Raw genomic sequence first — 16,453 nt, forward strand, 5'->3', positions numbered from 1 at the left:
CTCAGACCGGCCGGTTGAGCAGCCAGTTGAACCACTGCCGCGTCGAGCGGGCCACGGTCAGCGGCTGGGCGAAGCCGCGGCGCGCCAGGTCCTCGGCGATCTCCTGCGCGGCGATCTGCAGGCCGAGGAACGTGTCGACGCCCGGGAAGTACCCGCCGCGGGTGGCGACCCCGGACGCGTAGAGGGCGCCGTTGCCGCTCGCCGTGCCCTTGACCTCGAAGTGCCGCTCGACCTCGAGGCCGCCGAGCGGGTTGCGGCCGGCGCCGCCGTGGTCGAGCAGGTCCTTGAGGACCCGGTGGTGGTTGATGTCGGGCTGCAGGCCGGTGCAGTCGATGATGTACTCGGCGTGGATCTCCCGGGCGCCGTTCTCCCCGACGATCCGGCAGCGCAGCCCGCCGGCCGGGTCGACGGCGACGTGCTCGATCGCTCCTTGCAGCGCCGTGTAGTAACCGCCGGCGCGGCCCGCCGCCAGCTGCCGCTTCCAGGTGCGCCGGCTGGGCGTGGACGTGCCGCCCATCTGGTGGTACTTACGGGCCCGGGCCTCACCGTCCAGCTTGCGGATTTCGGCCTTGAGCTGGCCGCCCCACACCGACTTCGGGTAGTTGAAGCCCTGGTACGCCCAGCCGTCGCCGCCGGGCTGGCGCAGCCACGGGTGCGGGCCCTGCGCGCCGCGGACGAACGTGCGGAACACGTGCACCACGTTGGTCTGCGCCCCGTTGCGCTCGCGGTCGTCCATGATGCGCTGCAGCACCCGGGACGCCACGATGCCGCCGCCGCGCACGACGACCGTGCCGGGCGCGGTCATCAGGTGCTGGTACACGTGCTCGTGCGGCTCGTAGGCGTTGACGACGTGGTGGTAGTCGCCGGCGCCGAGCCGCAGCGCCTGCAGGTCCGGCAGGAACCGCAGCCCCGGGTACCCGACGGCGATGTGCACGAACTGGGACCGGAACGCGGTCGGCTGGGTCGTGGTGTCCCCCGGGCGGGGCGTGAGGATGGTGAAGTAGCCGCCGTCCATCCGGCGACGCACCGTGCGGACCAGGCCGCGGGTGAGCATGTCGGCGTATCCGATGCGCTTGGCCTCGCGCTCGAGGCCGCGGAACACGGCGCCGACCCGCGGCGTCCAGTAGTCGGCGATGAGCGGCTCGGTGAACACCTCGGCCAGTGGCTTCAGTGTGCGCTCCCGCCACGCCTCGCCCACCGCGTACGAGGGAAACCCCCAGATGTTGTCGGGGCGCGACGAGGAGTCCGAGCGGATGCGTTCCGGGCCGGGGATCTGCGAGACCCGGGTGAGATACTCATATGTCTGCCACGGGTAGTCCAGGTTGGACAGCACCCGGATCTCGTCCGCCGGCACGCCGGCGATGCGCAGGTAGTCGACGGTGACGAACGAGCCGAGGCCACCGCCGACGGTCACGAACGGCACGTCCACGATCGGGATGCCGGCGGCGCGGACCATCCCGTCGGACCAGAAGTCCGTGTCGCGCAGCAGCGTGGTGAGTTCGTCGGGCGGGGCGGGTGGCCCGACCGGGCCGGACGGGCCGGCCGGCACGGGCACGGCAGCGTCGTGCACCGTGTCCGTGCGGCCGGGTTGGTCGAAAGCGTGAGGATCGGGCATAGCGGCGCCTCCCAAGGTTTCGCGACGGGCATATGCCGTCTGGAAGGTAGAGCGGAGGCGATCGGAGGGTCCAGCGGCGCCGGGAGCAGTTGAACGACGCTGATTACAAGACGCGGAAGGATTTCCCGTCGCGGCCGTCACATTCCTCGGGCGGGGCCGGTCATATGAGTGACACCCGGTCCGCAACGGTCCGCTGAGCATTGAGGAGGTGGTCCGGCATGACAGCACCAGTGCTCGTGACCGGCGGCACCGGCACACTCGGACGGCGCGTCGTCGAGCGGCTGACCGCGGCAGGGGTACCGGTGCGCGTGCTGAGCCGCACTCCGCGGGAGCCCTCCGGCGGTGCCGAGTTCGTCGTCGGTGACCTGTCCACCGGTGCCGGCGTCGCCGAGGCCGTGGCCGGCGCGCCGACGATCGTGCACCTGGCCAGCGCGCAGAAGGGTGACGCCGCGACGACGGCGACCCTGGTCCGCGCGGCCGAGCAGGCCGGCACCAGGCACCTGATCTTCATGTCGATCGTCGGCGTCGACCGGGTGCCGTTCGGCTACTTCAAGCAGAAGCTCGCCGCCGAGCAGGTCGTCTGCGCGTCGAGCGTGCCGTGGACGGTCCTGCGGGCCACCCAGTTCTACGACATGATCTACAGCGGCGCCAGCAAGCTCGCGAAGCTGCCGGTCGTGCCGGTGCCGCGCGGGTTCCCGGTCGAGCCGGTCGACGCAGGCGACGTCGCGGACCGGCTCGTCGAGCTGGCCCTCGCGCCGCCCGCCGGGCGGGTGCCGGACCTCACCGGACCGCACCGCACCACGTTCGCCGGCACGCTGCGCGACCTGCTGCGCGTGACCGGCAAGCGCCGGCCCGTCCTCCAGCTGTGGTTCCCGGGCATGGCGAAGATCAACGCGGGCGGGCTGCTCGCGCCGGACCGCACCGAGGCCGGCCCACCGCAGCGCGGGAAGCGCTCGTGGGAGGACTTCGTCCGCTCCAGCGCCGCGCCCCCGGCGAGCAAGACCGCCGGGCGGTAACCCGCACACCCCCGTCCCACCACCGCACCTCCGGCCGCCGCGCCGCGAGGTGATTCCAGACTGGCCGGCATCCGGTCGCCCAGAGCACCAGGCAACTGGTGATTCGTGCTGCCCGCAGAAGGAGGTGATTCCGCATGGACAAGATCGAGGTTCGCAAGCTGGAGCCGGTCACCACCAGCACCACGGCTGGCTGCTCGGTGTCGGCCTGATCGCCGCATCAGCGCCGCGTTCGACGGGTCCCGGGCGGTCCTTGGCCGTCCCGGGGCCCGTCGCACCATGCCCGTTGCAGTTCTACCTCAGGCCCCTCGGAAAGGAGGAGTCATGCCGACCATGTACGCACCAGACACCGTCCTGCACGTGCCCCCGTTCCAGCACCGGCTGGAGGGCGACACGGTCTCCATCGGCGACACCAACCGCAACGTCTTCCTGTCCCTGCCGCAGAGCGGCCTGGGCATCCTGCAGGACCTCGCCGCCGGGCACACGATCGGCGAGACCACCCGCCGGTACGAGGAGCGCACCGGCCGCCAGGTCGACATCGACGGCTTCGTCGGCGCGCTGGAGGCCGAGGGCTTCGTCCGGCAGGCGGGCGCCGCGCCCGCCGAGGCGGCCCCCGCCGAGCCGGACCGCTTCGTCGGTCACCTCAGCTGGATCAGCACCAAGACCGCCCGGCGCATCGTCGGCCCACCCGTCGTCATCCTCGCCCTCGCCCTGCTGGCCGGCATGGTCGCCCTCGTCGCGACCGACCCCGGGGTGGTGCCGGGCTTCCAGGCCCTGATCTACCCGCACCACCTGGCGATGCTCACCTGGGTCACCTTCGCCATCGGGTTCACCGCCACGATGCTGCACGAGTTCGCGCACGTCATCGCGGCGCGCGCCGCCGGCGTACCGTCACGGATCCGGCTGTCGAACCGCATGTTCATCCCGGTCATCGAGACCGACATGACCGGCATCTGGCTCGCCCCGAAGCGCGCCCGCTACCTGGCGTTCCTCGCCGGCGCGCTGCTGGACTCGGCGTCGCTGGCGCTGTTCATCGCGGTGCTGTGGGCCGAGCGCCGCGGCTGGGTCAGCTTCTCCCCCACCACGCTGCTGCTGCTCAACGGCGTCGCGGTCACGTACATCGGCCGCATCTACTGGCAGGGCTTCCTGTTCGTGCGCACCGACCTGTACTACACGGTCGCGACCGCGTTCGGCTGCAAGGACCTCATGACCGACACCCAGCACTTCATCGAGAACGCGCTGCGCCGCGTCACCGGCCGCAAGGCCCTGTGGGACCAGAGCGGCCTGCCGCGCCGGGAGCGCCGCGTCGTCTGGGGCTTCTCGCTGTTCTGGCTCATCGGCCGGGCGATGGCGCTGCTGCTGCTGGTGTCGGTGACGATCCCGGTCCTGTGGCACTACCTGTCCACCATCTACGACTTCCTGACCAACCCGTCGACGATCTGGACGTCGTTCGACTTCGTCACCTCCGTGCTGCTCAGCATCGCGGTCACCGGCACCGGCCTGGTGCTGTGGGGCCGGGCCCTGGCCCGCGGCATCGCGACCCGGGTCGCGGCGCGCCGCAGCACCCGCCCACAGCCCAGCCCTGCCTGATCCGACCACCTCGGGCCCGGCGGACCTGCGACCTGCCGGGCCCCGGCCATCGCGTGCCGCGACCCTGCCGGGCCGCGACCGGTTCCCCCACCGGCCGCGACCCGGCGCCGTCGTCTCCCCACCGCCGCAGCCACCTGCGCCACCGCACCCGCGTGACCACCGGCGGCCCGGGCACCAGCGCAGCCGGCCTCGCGATAGCGTTCACAGTCGCCTCGTCGAACGCCGCACGCAGGGGGACGCAGCGTGACCACGCCCACCGCAGTCACCTCACCAGGCACCCCGGTCCGCCCTGAGAAACCGGCGATGCTGCTTACCATGACCGGCGGCGCCGGAGCGGGCAAGACCACCCTGGCCGACACCCTCGCTGACGCCCTGGCCGTCCAAGGTGAGGCGGTCACCGTCCTGCACCTGGACGACTACTACCACTTCACCGACCCCACCCGCGGAAGCTGGATCCCGGACGAAACCGGCACGCCCCGGCTGGACGTCGGCGATCCCCGCTCGATCGACTTCGCCGGACTCGACAGCGGCGTCCCACAGGCTGCGTTCCCGATGCGGGTCGTCGCCGACGACGGCGAACGGGTCGTGGCCTGGCTCGCGCCCGGCACGCAGATCATGTACTGGGCGCTCCCCGACGGCTCCGACCCGCGGAGCCTGCCGCTCGGCTCGCGGTTCTCAGCTCCGCTCACCACTGCGCCGCGCTTGTTCACCCCGCCGGCGCAGTGGGGACCGCTGCCGCTGCCACCGGACTGGGCCTCGTAGCCCCCCACCTCCGCCGTAAGGCGAGGGAGGCGCCCACCGGGTGGTGGACGCCTCCGTTGCGGTGCGGGTGAGGGTCAGAGCCGGGCGTCGAGGGCGGCGACGATGCCGTCCCACAGCCCGACCCGGGCGCGCAGCGCCTCGATGACGGTCGCGCCGCACTCGTCCCACTTCGTGCGGTCGTCGCCGCACAGGTCAGCGAGCATCGCCATCGCCATCGGGGTGTGCTGCTCGCCGTCGACCTCGATGTGGCGGGCCAGGTAATCCTTGAAGGTGGCCAGCCGCCCCTCCTGGTCGTCGATCTTCACGACCTGCTCGAACATCTCGGGGATGAGGTCCTCGCGGCCGAAGGCGAACGCCGCCGCCTGGCAGTGCAGCGGCGCCGCTTCGATGTACCGCCAGGTGGTGCGCACGAAGTCGGCCGCGGCGGCCGGCACCGGGGCGGCCACGAGCGCCTGGCGCACCGGCAGCCCGGAGCGCACGTTGGCGATGAACCCGTCGATAGCTCCGGTCCGGGCGCCGGCCTGACGCATGCCGGCGACGTACAGCTCGAAGTGGCTGATGAAGCCGTCACCGAGCTCGTCGCTCTCCTCGACCAGCACGATGTCGTTGATGAGCCGGCGGCTCTCGTTCGAGCCGCGCGGCACCCACGGCACGTCGACGCAGGTGAGGTTGCGCTGCAGGTTCTTCAGCAGCGACATGAAGTCCCAGACCGCGAACACGTGGTGCTCGGTGAAGACGTTGACGTCCTCGAGCGTGTTCAGCCGGTGGTAGATCGGGTGCTTGAGCACCGCGGCGCGGGCGTTGCCGATGACCTGGCGCAGCTCCTCGATCGCGGGGTTGGCTTTACCCCAGTCGTAGCGCGACATGCGGGCCTTCCTTCCTGGTCCGGCTGAGACCGGTTAACGGGTGGGTACCGGGGACACGGCCGGGTCGAGCACCCAGGCCGAGTCGTGCGGCGTGAAGCCGATGTGCGGGTAGTAGCGGGTGGCCGCCGGTGCGGACAGCAGGATGATCTTCGCGGTCGGCGCCTCCGCCTGGGTGGCGGCGATGAGCGCGCGACCGACCCCGGCCCGCTGGTGCCGCTGTACCACCGCGATGTCGGACAGGTAGGTGGCGTAGGCGAAGTCGGAGATGCTGCGGGCGATGCCGATGAGCTCGCCGTCCAGCCGGGCGGTGATCACGAGGTTGGCGTTGAAGAGCATGGTGGCGAAGCGACCACGCTCGTGGATCGGCCGGCGCTGCCCGAGCCCGGAGGCCCGGTACACGGCCAGCACCTCGTCCAGGTCGAGGCTTCCGCCGTCAACGCGCTGCGTCACTGCTTGCATCGAGCTCCTTCAGTCGGTCGAGCACTGCGTGGTGGTTGCGCAGGTACCACTCGGGTTCCCACGCCTCGGGGTCGACGGTGGCGTCGAACGCGTCGCGCAGGGTGCCGCCGGTCTCGGCGGCCAGGTCCGACGCGCGCTGCACGGCGCGGTAGGCCTGCTCCCGCTCCATGCCGGAGCGCAGCAGCTCGGCGAGGACCGCCGAGCTCGACGCCAGTCCGCGGGTGTGGCCGACGGCGGCCCGCATCCGCTCCGGGCGCACGGTGAGGGTGCGTACCACGTCGGTGGCCAGGGTCACCTGGTAGTGCGCCAGGGTCAGCGCGTCGGGCAGGACGATCCGCTCCACGGACTGGTGCGCCAGGTCGCGCTCGTGCCAGACCGCGACGTCCTCCAGCGCCGTGGTGGCGTAGCCGCGCAGGACCCGGGCCAGGCCGCACAGCCGCTCGGTCTTCGTCGGGTTGCGCTTGTGCGGCATGGCGCTGGAGCCCTGGTACGCGACGCTGCGCGACTCCTCGACCTCGGCGACCTCGGTGCGCTGCAGCAGCCGCAGCTCCAGTCCGAGCTGCTCCACACACGCGCCGAGCAGGGCGACGGCCTGGATGAGCTGCGCGTGCCGGTCGCGGGCGACGATCTGGCTCGGCGCGGGTTCGATGCCGAGGCCCAGCGCGGCGCACACGTGCCGTTCCACGGCCGGGTCGACGAGCGCGTACGTGCCGACCGCGCCGGAGATCGTGCCGACGGCGACCGCCTCGCGGGCCGCGGCGAGCCGCTCGACGCTGCGCCGGATCGCGAAGGCGAAACCGGCCAGCTTGTGCCCGAACGTGGTCGGTTCGGCGTGCATGCCGTGGGTACGGCCGATGCACACCGTGTCCCAGTGCGCGACGGCGAGGTCGGTGAGCGCCTGCCCGAGCTCCCCGGCGGCGCCGGTGAGCAGGTCCGTCGCGCGGGCCAGGGTGTGGCCCAGCGCGGTGTCGACCACGTCGTAGCTGGTCATGCCGAGGTGCACCCAGCGGGCCGAGGCGGCGGGCAGCCGCTCGCAGAACGCGGCGAGGAACGACAGTATCTCGTGGTCGCGGACCTGCTCCCAGGCGCTGACCTCCTGCTGCGTGGGCACCGGCGCCCGCCGGATGTCCTCCAGCGCCGCGGCCGGCACGATGCCCAGCCCGGCCATCGCCTCGGCGGCGAGCACCTCGATGCGCACCCAGGTGGCGAGGCGGGTCTCCGCCGACCAGAGCTCGGCCATCTCGGGCCGGCTGTATCTCGGGATCATCGGTCATCACACCCCGTCAGAAGACTTCGAAGTACTCGCGGTGCTCCCACGCCGTCACGCCGGCGGGGAGGGCCGGCTGCTGCGCCGACCAGGCGGCGAAGCGGGCGGCCTCGCTCTGCTTGAGCCGCGTGAGGCAGGCGGCCAGCGGCGCGCCGAGCAGGTCGGCGGCGCCGCCGTCACCGAACGCGGCGAGGGCCTCGGCCAAGGACGCGGGCACCGTCGCCTCCTCGCCCGGTGCCGGGCCGGCGGTGCCCTGCAGCCCGGTCAGCCCCGCGTACAGCTGCGAACCGATGGCCAGGTACGGGTTCGCCGACGGCTCGGCGAGCCGGTTCTCCAGGTGGGTGCTGCTGCCGCCGCCGAGGGCGCGCACGAGCACGGTGCGGTCCTCGAAGCTCCAGCCGATCCGCGTCGGCGACAACGAGAAGTCCTTGCCGAGGCGGCGGTACCCGTTGACGGTCGGCACGGACAGCAGGCACAGCGCCCGCGCCTGGGTGAGCAGCCCGGCGACGTAGGACCGGCCCGCCTCCGACAGCGCGTCGGGGTCGGTGGCGTCGGCGAAGAGGTTGCGCCCGGAGCGGTCCGCCACGGACTGGTGGATGTGCCAGCCGCTGGGGTCGAAGCCGTCCAGGCCGGGCAGCGACATGAAGGAGGCGTGGTACCCGCGCCGCGCGCACGCCTGCTTGACCACGCCGCGCAGCAGCAGCATCGCGTCGGCCGCGTCGAGCGCCCCGAGCGGGTCGAGGGTGGTCTCGACCTGGCCGGGGCCGGACTCGTGCTCCATCGAGCGCAGCGGCAGGCCGAGCCCGGCCAGCTGCAGCGCCAGCGGGTCGGTGACGCCGGCGACGGAGTCGTACCGGGCGTCGAGGTTGAACTGGTAGCCGGCGTTGACCGCCTCGACCCGCGGCGCGTCGGCCTGGGTGCCGAAGCCGTTGGTCTCCTGCCCCGGCGGGCCGGCAAGGCGGCGGGTCAGGTACCACTCGACCTCGATGCCGACGATCGGGGTGAGGCCGGCGTCGGCGTACGACCGGACCACCCGGCGCAGGACGTGCCGGGTCGACAGCGGGTGCGGCCGGCCGTCGCGCAGGTACTCGTCGCCGAGGATCCATCCGGTGCGGGCGGCGCCGCCCGGCAACACCTGGAACGTCAGGGGGTCGGGCACGAGCACGAAGTCGCCGGCGCCGCGCAGCTCGGGCACGCCGACGCCCGGGTCGGTCTGGAAGTCCACGGCGACGGCGTGGCCGGTGTCGAAGATGAACGGGCCGGGGCTGAAGTCCATGCCGTTGCGCAGCGCGGCGCGGAACGCCGGCACGCTCAGCGTCTTGGACCGGGTCAGCCCGTGCGGGTCGCAGAAGACCAGCCGGACCAGGTCGACGTCGTCCAGCGACGCCTCCAGCCGCTCGGCGGCGGCGTGCTGCTCGGCGCTCCACAGGCCGAACTCCTGGACGAACCCGGGCCGGCCGACCCCGTTGGGCAGCGGCGCGGGCCATGAACGGACGTACATCGGGGGCTCCTTACTCGGCTGCGGGGGTGAGTGCGGCCTCGAGCCGGCCGGCCAGGGTCAGCAGCCGCACGTCGCCGCCGACCGGGCCGACGAGCTGGACGCCGACGGGCAGTCCGGCCGCGGTACGACCGGCCGGCAGCGAGATCGCGGGCTGCCCGGTGAGGTTGAACGGGTAGCAGCCCGGCGCCCACGCCAGCCACAGCAGGTCCGCCGGGTCGGCGGCCCACGCCGGGCCGATCGCGTCGGCGGCGAACGGCGCCGTCGGCACCGTGCACATGGCCAGGGCGTCGTAGCGCTGCATGAGCTCGGTGAGCCGGACCCGCAGGCGCAGCCGGGTCTCCTCGGCGTGCACGAGGGCCGCGGCGCCGAGCGTGCGGCCGTGCCGGGCGACCGCCAGCCGCCCCGGGTCGGCGCCGGCCTCGTCGTGCGGTGCGGTCCCGGCCGCCTCGGCCGCCGCGAGCACGGTGACGAGGGCCAGGTACGGGTCGGCGAACGGCGGCGCGACCTGCTCGACGCGGTGCCCGAGACCGCTGAGGGCGAGCATCGCCGGTTCGGCGGCCTGCCGGACCTCGTCGCTGGTGCCGGGGAACTCGATCCAGGCGATGCGCAGCGACCGCCCGGCGACGCGCCGCCCCGGGTGGCGCAGGGCGGAGTCCGGGTCGCCGGTGGCGGCGCCGGCCATCACCCTGGCCAGTTCGGCCGCGTCGGCGACGCGGGCGGTCATCGGGCCGGCGTGGGCGAGCCGGTCGGCGCACGACGGCACGTACGGCACCAGGCCGTGGGACGGCTTGTAGCCGACGATGCCGCAGAACGAGGCCGGGATCCGGATGGAGCCGGCGCCGTCGGTGCCGATCGCGGCGTCGCACAGCCCGGCGGCGACCGCGGCCGCCGAGCCGCCGCTGGAGCCGCCGGCGGAGTGCCGCGGCGACCACGGGTTACGGGTGGCCGGGGCGACCCGGCTCGCGGTGCTGGCGCTCCAGCCGTACTCCGACGTGGTGGTCTTGCCGACGATGATGGCGCCGGCCGAGCGCAGCCGGGCGACCAGCGGCGGGTCGGTCTGCGGGCGGCCGTTGCGCAGCAGCGAGCCGCGGCCGGTCGGCAGCTGCGCGGTCTGGATGAGGTCCTTGACCGCGATGGTGATGCCGAGCAGCGGCTGGTGCCGCCAGGCGTCCCGGCCGAGCCGGCGGATGCGCCGGTCGGCCTCGGCCGCGGCGCGCAGCGCCGGTTCGCCGCCGACGGTGACGTAGGCGCCGAGGTCGCCGTCGACGGCGCGGATCCGCTCGAGGACCGCGCCGACGTGCTCGGTGACGGTGGAGCGGCCCGCGGCGAGCGCGGCCCGGGTGCCGGCGACCCGGCCGCGCAGGGCGGCCGGCCCGTCGTGGGCGATCGGCGCGTAGGACGGCAACACCGCGGTGGCCGCGCCCAGCCCGGCGCTCACCGCCGGCTCCCGGTCGCGGCGGCCGCCAGGATGGTGGTCCAGTGCCACCGGGAGTCGAACGCGGTGACCGCGAACCGGTCACCGGCGGCGGCCAGATCGGCGGCCAGTCCGGTGGCCCGGGCGATGAACCGCGACGCCTGGTGCGCGGCGAGCAGGTCCGCCTCCTCGAACGGCGCGCCGTCGCAGCGCAGCAGGCGCAGGTCGATGAAGCCCTTGAACTGCCGGCCGAGGATCTCCACCGGTTGCGGGCTGCGCACGGTGAAGCGGACCCGGGCGGTGACGTGCCCGTGGTGGTGCTGGTCGGAGAAGTGCGCGAGGTCGGGCATCGTCGGCGGCACGAAGTAGTCGCGGCGCAGGGCGGCCGCCTCCGGCGGCAGGTTGCCCGGCACGAAGTGCCACGAGTTGTACTGCATCCGCGACGACATCGCCCACGCCAGGTCCGCGACCTTCGCCGGGCCGCCCGGGAAGTGCCGGTCGGCGTCGGGGGCGGGCACCACGCAGCAGAAGTACTCCGGCAGCTCCCAGCCCACGATGCGCTGCCACTCCTCGCCGCGCATCGCCTCGATGAGGGCGCCGAGGCGGCGCATGCCGCGGCTCATCGCGAAGTCGGCGCCGAAGACGCCGGTCGCGGCGCGGACGGTCTCGTAGACCAGCGACTCCAGCCCGGTGCCGAACCCGCCGTGCGGGCGGGTCAGCCAGGCCGGGTCGGCCTCGAGGGCGTCGCCGAGCTGGGCGAGGGTGCCGCCGTGCACGGGCAGCCGCTCCCCCAGCCGCTCGACCAGCGCCGCCTCGCGCTCCCAGGCCGCGGCCCCCGGTGCGGCGGCCACCCGCTCGACCTTGTGCAGTAGCGCGCCGTGGATCTCCCGGTACAGCTGTGCCTGCCCGGCCACGGCGGCGCGCTGCGCGGCCAGTTCGCCGGCGAGCGTGTCCAGCGACGCGACCCGGGTGTCCGGGGCGGGGGCGACCGGCCGGCCGGCCCAGACGCTGTCGTACGTGCGGCGGACCCGCTCCAGCAGGTCGCCGATGTTGTCCAGGTTGAGCTCGGTGCCGTTGGCCTCCTCGATGCGCCCGGGGCTGCCGGAGCGCACCAGCAGGGTGAGGCACACGACCATGAGCACGTCCTGGGTCGGCCACAGGTCCGGCGGCAGGTAGCGCAGCGCCGTGTAGGCGCAGTCGGGATGGCCCGGCCACAGCGTCTTGCCGACGATCGTGTTGCGGTCGCGGAAGTTCGTGTACTGCCGGCCCTCCTGGTACAGGATGAACGGCGCGGTGCGCAGGGTCGCCTGCTCGAGCCGGTCGAGGATCGCGGTGCGCCCCTCCTCGCCCTGCTCCACCAGCCAGCGCCGGCAGTCGGCGGCGGCCTCGTCGGCGCGCAGCCGGGCCTGGGCGAGCGTCGCGTGGTAGCGCTCCAGCGCCGTGCGGGACCAGGGGACCCGGCGGGGGCGCCCGACCAGCGCGGCGGGGTCCAGCGGCGGCTCGCCCGGCGTGCGGATCAGCAGCCGGCCGTCGGTGCCGAGGCCGACCTCGCCGGTGTACGCGGTCCGGCCTGCGCCCGGCAGCTGCCGGCACCGGTGCTCGCCCTGCCAGCTCGCGCCCCACAGGGCGGCGACGGCGCACGCGGCCGGCGTGGCCAGCGCGCGCAGCGGCACCTCGGCGGGGACGTGCCCGTCCAGGGTCAGCATCGTGTCGACCGCCTGGTGCAGGTCCGGCGCCTGCGCGGCGCTGCGCCACACCTGCCGGAGCAGGGTCACGAAGCCGGCGTCGCCGCTGCGGTGGTGGTCCGGGCCGGGCGCGGCGCCGGCGGGCGCGCCGAGGCGGCTGGGGCGGCGGCTCTGCCGCGCCAGGTCCAGCGCCTCGCGGCGGGACCGGCCCGCGCTGACCGCGGTCATCGCGCGACCCCGTACACGGAGAGTAATGATTGAACCGTCATGGAGATGGGCATGTTCGTCACCCGATTCAGAGTCGATGAATACCCGCAGCGACCATACGGGCGGCCCGATAGGCGGCCAAGGCGCGCAATGAACGCCCACGACATTGAAGTCGCTGGATCGGGTTGTTCGACCGTGAACCTGCGCCGGTCGAACGCTTGCGCCGGCACCAGCGGCGGTCGCTCTGCGGCGCCGCGGTCGGGCGCGGACCGCCGCCTGCCGCGGGAGGAAACGGACTCGGCAACTGGCCCGAAATACGCCGGACATGTCGCGGCGGTTGTCACATTCCCGCCCGAACCGTGGTCATACCTAGAAGAGCGAGGCGACGGAGGGGCTCCACGGATGAACGACCACGAGATGCTGGCTCAGCACTTCGAGACCCATCGGGCCCACCTGCGTGCCGTCGCGCTGCGGATCCTCGGCTCGGCCGACGCCGCCGAGGACGCCCTCCACGAGACCCAGCTGCGCATCACGCATGGTGACGGCGATGCCGCCGGCAATGTCCCCGCCTGGCTGACCAACGTGGTGACCCGGATCTGCCTGGACACCCTGCGCGCCCGGCACGCGGCGTCCGCCGCGCTGACCGGCGCCGGACCGTGGCCGGAGCCCTGGCGCGAGCCGTCGGGCACGGTGCCGCCCGCCGGCTGGCGCGAGACCTCCGACCAGCGGTGGGAGGAGCGCTGGGACGACATCCGCAAGGAGCTGCGGGCGGATCTCCCCGACGACCTGGTCGCCCTGCCCGGCAACCCGCCCGCCGACCCGCCGGTCGAGCTGCCGGCCGACCTGCGCGACGGGACCCGGACCACCGGGCCGATGGCGGCGATCGCCGAGTCCGCGACGCTGGCGATGCTGGTCACGCTCGACCGGCTGCCCCCGGCCGAGCGGCTCGCCTTCGTGCTGCACGACCTGCTCGCCGTGCCCTTCGAGGAGGTCGCCGCGGCGATCGGCCGGACGCCGGGCGAGGCGCGGCGGCTGGCCGAGCGGGCCCGGCACACCGTGCAGCGCGGCGAGCCGGCCCCGGGCGAGCACAGCCGCCGCAGCGAGGCGATCCAGGCGTTCCTGAGCGCGGCTCGCACCGCCGGGTTCGGCGACGTGCTGGACCCGCAGGTGGTGCTGCGCTCCGACCGGGCGGCAGCCGCCGGGATGTCCACGATCCGCGGCGCGGTCGAGGTCGCCGTCGCGCTCGCGGGGCCCGCCCGCTCGGCCCGGCCCGCGCTCATCGACGGCGCCCCCGGCGCCGTGTGGGTCACCGGCGGCCGGCCGACGATGGCGTTCCTGTTCACGGTCGTCGGCTCGCGGATCGTCGACATCGAGCTGGTCGCCGACCCGCAGCGGCTGGCCGCCATGCACATCGAGCTGACCGACGAGCTGACCGCCTGACCCCTCTCCATGATCCCGAATGGTTCCGGTGGCCCTGGCTACCAGAACCGTTCGGGATCATGAGCGGCGCCCGGCAGCGCCCGGCCGGGTCGCCAACGGCGACCCGGCCGGGCTTTTCGGGTGGCCGGCTCAGCCGGACCAGGCCGTCGCCGGCAGGCGGGTCGGCGTGGGCGGCGCCGTGCGGATCCGCGCCGGCGCGGCCGGCGTGCCGTTGCTCCCGGCCGGTCGGTGCTCCACCGCGGACCCGAACCAGGTCCCCAGCGCCTCGCGCAGCCCGGCGCTGTCCGCGCCGGCCCACGCCACGATCCCGTCGGGCCGGACCAGGACGGCGGCGGCGCCGTCGTACGCCGGGGTGGGCTCGGCCGTGCCGAACTCGACCCGGTGGTCCCAGCCCTGCCACGCCGCCCGCAGCCAGCCACCGGCGCCGCCCAGGTCGAGCAGCAGTCCCCGGCCCGAGCGCAGCATCCGCGTCGTGGTCGTGGGCAGACCGGTCTGGCGGGCCGGAAGCTCCGGCGCCCGCCGGCCGACGAGCGGGTGCGGGCCGCGCGCGTAGCACACGTCCAGGCCGCTGATGCCGGCCGCGAGCAGGTCCCGCACCGTCGGCTGCTCGATCAGCTCGGCCATCAGCTCCCGGGCGCCGCTGGGGCGGTTACCGTCGAACAGCAGCCGGGCCTGGGCCTGGACGTTGGCCAGGACCCGCCGCCCGGCGGGGTGCCGCTCGGCGTGGTACGTGTCCAGCAGCCCTGCCGGAGCATCCCCGCGCAGCTGTGCGGCGAGCTTCCAGCCGAGGTTGACCGCGTCCTGCAGGCCGAGGTTGAGCGCCTGCCCGCCGGCCGGCAGCTGCTGGTGCGCGGCGTCGCCGGCGAGCAGGACCCGGCGCTCGCGGTACCGCTCGGCCTGCCGGCTGGCGTCGCCGAAGGCGTTGACCCACAACGGCTCGGCGCCGCTGACGTCCTCGCCGGTGACCCGCTTCCAGACCAGCGCGATCTCCTCGAACGTCGCCGGCCGCGCCACGTCGGCGTCGGCGCCGGTCTCGGCGACCATGATCCGGGTGACCCCGTCGGGGCTGCGGGCCGAGATCGCCAGCCCGCCCGGCAGCAGCTCGAAGCGGCGCCGGGGCAGCTGCACCCCGCGCAGGTCGGCGCGCAGGATCCGGTGCTCGGCGGCGGGCCCGGTGAAGGCGATCCCGGCCAGCCGGCGCACCGTGCTGTCCTCGCCGTCGCAGCCGGCCACGTACGCCGCCCGTACCGTCACCGCACCGGACGCACCGGTCAGCCGCGCGTGCACGGTGTCGCCGGTCTGGGTCAGCCCGACCAGTTCGTGGCCGCGCTGCACCCGGGCGCCGGCCCGCTCGGCCGCGTCGGCGAGGATGCGCTCCAGGACCGGCTGCGGCACCTTCCACTGCCCGGCGTAGCGGCTCGGCTGGGCGCTGAGGTCCAGCGGGATCCCGCCGAAGTGGCCGGCCGGCTCGCGGGGCGGGTCGCCGAGGCTCGGCACCAGGCCCCGCTCGTCGAGCAGCTCCATGGTCCGGGCGCTGAGCGTCGAGGCCCGCGACTCGGTCCGCGGCTCGGCGAGCCGGTCGACCACCAGCACGTCGACGCCGCCGCGGCGCAGCTCGCCGGCGAGCAGCAGCCCGACCGGGCCGGCGCCGACGACCAGCACGTCGACGTCGACCGAGGCGGGCCTCATGTCGTGCTCTCCGCGTGTTGTTTGGCCAGCAGCAGGGTGGCCTTGCTGTTGGCGCTGAGCGCCTGCTGCACGTAGCGGCGGGCGTCGGCGGCGGTCGCCTGCGGGCCGAGCACGGCGCCGATGTTGGCCTCGTTGACCAGCACGTCGTGGTGCGACGTGACGGACACGCCGCCGCCGTCGGCCGGGGTGATGTGCCAAGCGCCGGTGTGCAGGGTCATCAGCGCCGGCAGGGTGATCTGCTTGTACACGATGCGCTGGTTCGGCACGCACACCCGGATCGACACCGTGGTGTGGGTGGCGCCGTCCTTGGTGCGGGTGTCCATCTCCAGCTCCTGCAGCCCCGGCGTGGTCTCGGTGAGCCGGGCCCGGGCGACGTGCGGCAGCCGGTCCGGCCAGAGGTCGGCGGCGTTGAGGAAGTCGTACACGGCCTGCGGGTCGCCGTCGACGTGCACCGTGTCGGCGAAGGACAGCAGGCCGCGGTCCTGCCCGGCGGTGACCAGCTCGACGTTCTGCTTCAGCGCGGCGAGCTCGGCGACGCTGTTGTGCTCGACCGCGCGGTCGATCCACTCGAGGTGCTCGGGCAGGTCGTCCACGGCCCGGTAGTGGTGGGTGAGGCGCACCTCGCACCGGCCCTCGCCGAGCTCGATGATGCCCCAGGTGCCGCCCATCGCGGCGACCGGCCACGCCGGCACCTCCTGCTCGAAGGTGATCGAGCGGGTCTGCGGGTGCAGGGTGCGCCGCGACGTCCAGGTCTTGGCGCCCTCGTTGGCCCGCGCCCAGATGCGGATGCGCTCCTGCGCGTCGGTGCCCTCGACCCGCACCGCGTGGACGGTCGGCGGGAACAGCTGCGGCCAGTTCGTGACGTCGCTGATCAGGGTGTACACGTCGGCGGCGGACGCCTGCACGGTGATCGTGTGCACGGTGTTTCGGACGGTCATCACGCCT

13 protein-coding genes are annotated in these 16,453 nt (G+C 74.2%); 4 read left to right on the plus strand and 9 right to left on the minus strand.

Features of this window, described 5'->3' with window-relative positions; all coding sequences use genetic code 11:
• Position 1: 1 nt before the first annotated feature.
• Positions 2-1,615 carry a hypothetical protein gene (locus AB0H83_RS17715; RefSeq protein WP_360094354.1) on the minus strand — a complete coding sequence of 538 codons (1,614 nt, stop codon included), beginning with the start codon at positions 1,613-1,615 and terminating at the stop codon, positions 2-4.
• 218 nt (positions 1,616-1,833) lie between these two features.
• On the opposite strand from AB0H83_RS17715, the gene AB0H83_RS17720 reads away from it, so the two are divergent.
• The 3 genes from AB0H83_RS17720 (at position 1,834) to AB0H83_RS17730 (ending at position 4,980) form a co-directional block, all read left to right on the plus strand.
• On the plus strand, positions 1,834-2,631 hold the full coding sequence (locus AB0H83_RS17720) for an NAD(P)H-binding protein (RefSeq protein ID WP_360094357.1): 798 nt from the start codon (positions 1,834-1,836) through the stop codon (positions 2,629-2,631).
• A gap of 321 nt (positions 2,632-2,952) precedes the next feature.
• On the plus strand, positions 2,953-4,218 hold the full coding sequence (locus AB0H83_RS17725; RefSeq protein ID WP_360094360.1) for a hypothetical protein: 1,266 nt from the start codon (positions 2,953-2,955) through the stop codon (positions 4,216-4,218).
• Positions 4,219-4,461: 243 nt separating this feature from the next.
• A complete protein-coding gene (locus AB0H83_RS17730; RefSeq protein ID WP_360094363.1) occupies positions 4,462-4,980 on the plus strand; it encodes a zeta toxin family protein in 519 nt (172 codons plus the stop codon).
• Positions 4,981-5,054: 74 nt separating this feature from the next.
• On the opposite strand, the gene AB0H83_RS17735 is transcribed toward AB0H83_RS17730, so the two are convergent.
• From AB0H83_RS17735 to AB0H83_RS17760, 6 genes are read right to left on the minus strand one after another with little or no spacing between them, the layout of a single operon-like run.
• Entirely contained in the window at positions 5,055-5,846 is a 792-nt protein-coding gene (locus tag AB0H83_RS17735; protein WP_360094366.1) for a DUF3050 domain-containing protein, read from the minus strand.
• 33 nt (positions 5,847-5,879) lie between these two features.
• Positions 5,880-6,305 (minus strand): GNAT family N-acetyltransferase, encoded by a 426-nt coding sequence (locus tag AB0H83_RS17740; protein ID WP_360094369.1) that lies wholly within the window; start codon positions 6,303-6,305, stop codon positions 5,880-5,882.
• Complete coding sequence (gene purB / locus AB0H83_RS17745) at positions 6,280-7,572, minus strand: adenylosuccinate lyase (protein ID WP_360094372.1); 1,293 nt, start codon at positions 7,570-7,572, stop codon at positions 6,280-6,282. The genes AB0H83_RS17740 and purB overlap by 26 nt, the downstream gene beginning before the upstream one ends.
• 16 nt (positions 7,573-7,588) lie before the next feature.
• Positions 7,589-9,073: a glutamine synthetase family protein gene (locus tag AB0H83_RS17750; protein ID WP_360094375.1), complete on the minus strand. Its 1,485-nt coding sequence runs from the start codon at positions 9,071-9,073 to the stop codon at positions 7,589-7,591.
• Between the two features lie 10 nt (positions 9,074-9,083).
• Positions 9,084-10,511: an amidase gene (locus AB0H83_RS17755; RefSeq protein WP_360094378.1), complete on the minus strand. Its 1,428-nt coding sequence runs from the start codon at positions 10,509-10,511 to the stop codon at positions 9,084-9,086.
• A complete protein-coding gene (locus AB0H83_RS17760) occupies positions 10,508-12,400 on the minus strand; it encodes a hypothetical protein (protein ID WP_360094381.1) in 1,893 nt (630 codons plus the stop codon). Before AB0H83_RS17760 ends, AB0H83_RS17755 begins: the two co-directional genes overlap by 4 nt.
• Positions 12,401-12,781: 381 nt before the next feature.
• Between AB0H83_RS17760 and AB0H83_RS17765 the strand changes: the two genes are divergently transcribed.
• Positions 12,782-13,819, plus strand: a complete 1,038-nt coding sequence (locus AB0H83_RS17765; RefSeq protein ID WP_360094384.1) for a sigma-70 family RNA polymerase sigma factor — start codon at positions 12,782-12,784, stop codon at positions 13,817-13,819.
• 129 nt (positions 13,820-13,948) lie between these two features.
• Here the strand turns inward: AB0H83_RS17765 and AB0H83_RS17770 are convergent, their stop codons facing one another.
• Positions 13,949-15,508 (minus strand): FAD-dependent monooxygenase, encoded by a 1,560-nt coding sequence (locus AB0H83_RS17770; RefSeq protein ID WP_360094387.1) that lies wholly within the window; start codon positions 15,506-15,508, stop codon positions 13,949-13,951.
• On the minus strand, positions 15,505-16,446 hold the full coding sequence (locus tag AB0H83_RS17775; RefSeq protein WP_360094390.1) for an aromatase/cyclase: 942 nt from the start codon (positions 16,444-16,446) through the stop codon (positions 15,505-15,507). Before AB0H83_RS17775 ends, AB0H83_RS17770 begins: the two co-directional genes overlap by 4 nt.
• Positions 16,447-16,453 lie beyond the last annotated feature (7 nt).

Origin of the sequence: Dactylosporangium sp. NPDC050688 (assembly GCF_040654515.1) — a bacterium.
Taxonomy (GTDB): domain Bacteria; phylum Actinomycetota; class Actinomycetes; order Mycobacteriales; family Micromonosporaceae; genus Dactylosporangium.